The 4251-nt window shown below is 45.3% G+C and carries 2 protein-coding genes; both read left to right on the forward strand.

The features are described 5' to 3' along the window. Positions 1 to 453 precede the first annotated feature (453 nt). Positions 454 to 855, forward strand: a complete 402-nt coding sequence (psb27, locus tag IM462_RS13265; protein ID WP_104396655.1) for a photosystem II protein Psb27 — start codon at positions 454 to 456, stop codon at positions 853 to 855. 194 nt (positions 856 to 1049) lie between these two features. Then, positions 1050 to 3419 (forward strand): endonuclease MutS2, encoded by a 2370-nt coding sequence (locus tag IM462_RS13270; protein WP_287701625.1) that lies wholly within the window; start codon positions 1050 to 1052, stop codon positions 3417 to 3419. The last annotated feature ends 832 nt before the right edge of the window (positions 3420 to 4251 follow it).

The following is a 4251-nucleotide window of genomic DNA, read 5'->3' on the forward strand; positions in this document are numbered from 1 at the left end:
CTTGATTTCAGTTTTTTCCTTGTCAGTAAGGGTGTCAACAAGGAATATTACAGATTGTTAACCGAGTCTTGAAAGCCTTGTGCTACAAAGGTTTGAAATGTTAAGAAAGATGTGACTAAAGGACAGCTTGATAAGGGGGGTGTCTGACAACTTTTAACACCTACCTACTTATCTTCTAGATTGATCGCTCGCAAAGCCCAATCTCGATCGATCCTGAAACCGCCACCAGTGCCTGATCGCGGCCCGAATTAGTCCAGAATCAACTCACTTCGGGTTAATAGCATCGCAACTTTTAGGCAAAAATAGGGCTTTTGCCGCCAAAAAAGCCTATATTTTGGCTCTTTGCCCCCTGTTTGACCCCTGATTTTTACAGCCAGTTGACTCTTATGGGGAACTGGTCACAGTTTCCTGATAGGATAAGGTGACTTGGGATTAACTTATGGTGTTGAAAATATGTCTCTAAAACCTTACATTTCTCGCTTATTAGCTTTGGTTCTCGTCCTTGTCATCGGATTGATGGGTTGTTCTAGTAGTTCAGGGTTAACGGGCAATTATGGACAGGATACCCTGACGGTGATTGAAACTTTAACCACAGCCCTTGATGTGGTCAAAGATGACCCGAATAAAGCGGCAGTTGAGTCGCAGGCAAAGGAACAAATCAACGATTACATCTCCCTCTACCGACGAGATAAAAAATCCGGGGGTTTGCGTTCTTTCACTACTATGCAAACAGCCTTAAACTCTCTGGCTGGTTATTATACCGCCTACGGTTCCCGTCCCATCCCCGACAAACTCAAACAACGTTTAAAACAAGAATTTAAACAGGTGCAATTCTCTCTCCAGAAAGGAATTTAGATACAGATTAGGGGTTGGGTGTTAGGGTTTTGGGGGGTTAGGGTTTTGGGGTATTAGTTGAAATCCCCCCATCTCCCCACACCCGTTCGGCTGAGCTCACGGCCGAAGCCCACACCCCACACCCTACTCCTGTAAAAATCAGACCAAATCTGGTTAGACTAGAAATACAAAGCGTATTATAAAAAACTACAAAATTGATTCAAGACGAAACCCTAGAATTATTGGAATGGCCGCGGCTATGTCAACACCTAGCTACCTTTGCAGCGACTAAACTAGGTGCGATCGCGATTCGTCAATTGCCGTTACCGGAAAGCAAAGAGGAAAGTTTAAATCTACTCTGCCAAACCAAAGAAGTTTATAGTTTAGAACAAAAATTAGATAGTCGTCTTTCCTTTGATGGGATTACCGACATCGGCGATGCCCTAGAAAGAGCGCATCTGGGGGGGTTATTATCGGGACAGGAACTTTTACATATTGCCACGACTTTGGCCGGAGTGCGACGTTTACGGCGTTTAATTGACGAACAGGAAGATATACCGGTTTTAAAAGAGTTAGTAGCGGAAATTCGCACCTATCCAGAGATAGAACAGGAAATACACCGTTGTATCGATGAAGATGGCCGGATATCCGATCGCGCTAGTCCCCAATTACGCGAAATTCGGGGACAAATGAAGGTGATTAGAGAGCGAATTTACCGAAAATTACAGGATATCATGCAAAAGCAGGGCGGGGCTATCCAAGAAGCGGTGATTACCCAAAGAAGCGAGCGCTGGGTGATTCCCGTCAAAGCATCGCAAAAAGAGCAAATACCGGGGATAATTCACGATACTTCCAGCACAGGGGCGACTTTTTACATTGAACCTCACTCTATCGTTGACCAAGGCAATCAACTGCGGCAATATCGTCGTCAGGAACAAATCGAAGAAGAAAAAATCCTGCGGCAGTTAAGTAATCTGATCGCCGAAGCCTTTGAGGACTTAGAATATTTACTAGCGATCGCTACTAGGCTCGATCTGGCCACCGCTAGGGCCCGTTACAGTTTATGGTTAGAGGGTAATCCCCCCCACTTTATCGATGGTTCGGAAACGATTACTTTACGGAATTTGCGCCATCCTTTGCTCTGGTGGCAAAAACACCACGAACAGGGGGGGGAGGTCGTACCGATAAATGTGCAGATTACCCCAGAAATTCGCGTTGTTGCCATCACCGGACCAAATACCGGCGGAAAAACCGTTACTTTAAAAACTCTCGGATTAGCGGCTTTAATGGCGAAAGCGGGCCTGTTTATTCCAGCGCGGGAACCGGTAGAGATACCCTGGTTCGATCAGGTTTTAGCCGATATCGGCGATGAACAGTCTTTGCAACAGAGTTTATCGACTTTTTCGGGTCATATTCGCCGGATTGTTCGCATTTTAGCGGCTTTAAATTCTCGTTCCTTGGTTTTACTCGATGAGGTGGGAGCAGGTACGGATCCGGCCGAGGGAAGTCCTTTAGCGATCGCTATTTTACAATACCTCGCTGATCATAGTTTACTGACGGTGGCTACCACTCACTACGGAGAATTAAAGGCGTTAAAGTATCGAGATTCTCGCTTTGAAAATGCCTCGGTAGAGTTTGATGATCGCACTCTTTCCCCCACTTACCGACTATTATGGGGCATTCCGGGGCGTTCTAATGCTTTAACTATTGCCCAGCGTTTGGGATTAAGTCCCGAAATTGTGGCCGAAGCGAGAAATCATCTGGGGGGGTTATCGGAGGAGATAAATCAAGTAATTGCTGGTTTGGAAGCGCAAAGACGAGAACAGGAGTCAAAAGCTAAGGAAGCTAGTCAATTACTCCAACAAACGGAGAAATTTTATACAGAAGTTTCCACGCGGGCCAATTCTCTACAGGAGAGAGAGCGAGAATTAAAGCGTTATCAGGAGCAGGAGATACAAAAGGCTTTACTATCGGCAAAAGCAGAGATTAATGACGTTATTCGCCGATTGCAAGCGGGAACAAAAACCGGTAAAGATGCCCAAAAAGCCACAGAGGAGTTAACTGCGATCGCAGAAAGGTTATTACCAAAAACGGAAAAAACTAAGGTTAATTATCGTCCGCAAGTGGGGGAAAGGGTGCGCTTGCCCAATTTGGGACAAACTGCCGAAGTTTTAGCAATTTCACCGGCATCAGACGAGATTTCCCTGCGTTTCGGTATGATGAAGATGACCCTACCCTTAGATCAGATTGAGTCTTTGGATGGTCAAAAAGTGGAAACTGCGCCAAAACCTGCCAAAAATTTGCCCCAAACTCCCACAAAACCCCAGGAGACTCCTTTAATTCGTACTGCTAATAATACTGTCGATATTCGCGGTTCCAGGGTGGCAGAGTCAGAAACGGATATCGAACAGGCGATCACCCGCGCCACCCCATCGGGCATATTATGGATTATTCACGGTAAAGGTACGGGGAAATTGCGTCAAGGTGTTCACGATTTCCTATCCCGTCATCCCCAGGTAAAACGCTTTCAATTAGCACCCCAAAATGAGGGCGGTTCGGGGGTAACTATCGCTTATTTAACTTAGGGTTTTCAGAGGTGAGACTAAATCCCTTGAGTATAGGCTACTTATGGGGGTTGTCAAATTGAAAGATGCTCCGAATCAGCACCGGAACTGAAATTACTTTGATAGGAAAGATTACATGGCATCTTTCCTATTTTGATCTGACAACACCAAATTTTCTGACCGAGTGTTACCCGCAATCGCTCCACGCCAACCCCACCATTTATCCTTAAATATAACTTAACGAACACTCTGTTCTCAACGAGCTACCATGTAGGTACAAGTGAAGGTTACATAAAAAGGACGGTCACTTTATAGTTGAGCAAAAGTGGGAATGTATTAGATAAGACACCCCGTTTGCCGAAGTCGGAAGATTTGATGAAAGACTAGACAACCTCGTGCCTCTCAACCGAATACTGTGGTCCCACTCGATAAGACTGTTGCGTGAAGGGCAAAAAAGCCCTTCCTTCAGCCCAGAAAGAGAGAAAAACCCTAGGGATTGCCTGAAAGGCTTAGGAGTGGTGCCATGGCTAGTAGTACGCTTGTTTCCATAATTATCGATGAAGGTCTCCTACTCGATTCTCTGCCAAGAGTTGGGGGCAGTCTATTTTACGTCTTAGAGACAGCTTGGAGTTCAGTCACGGAAAGGTTGCGGGACTTTGCCCGGAGTCCAGAGTTCGCTGCCAAGATGGAACTGGCTTTTGGGCAAGATGTGAATAGACCTCTTGCAAAAGTCTTAAGTCGATCCTTGTACAGCAACATTTTTGAAGATTATCAACTACTAATAAATAATTAACTGAAAGTCCCTCCCATTATTGTTTCTATCGTTTGTTTTCGGATTTATGCAAGAGGTCTA

Source organism: Microcystis sp. M144S2 (genome assembly GCF_020246065.1).
In the GTDB taxonomy this organism is placed as follows: Bacteria; Cyanobacteriota; Cyanobacteriia; order Cyanobacteriales; family Microcystaceae; genus Microcystis; species Microcystis ichthyoblabe_A.

Excerpts from the sequence above, each read along its gene's own strand:
- psb27 (WP_104396655.1), top strand. The coding sequence starts at position 454 with ATGTCTCTAAAACCTTACATTTCTCGCTTATTAGCTTTGGTTCTCGTC.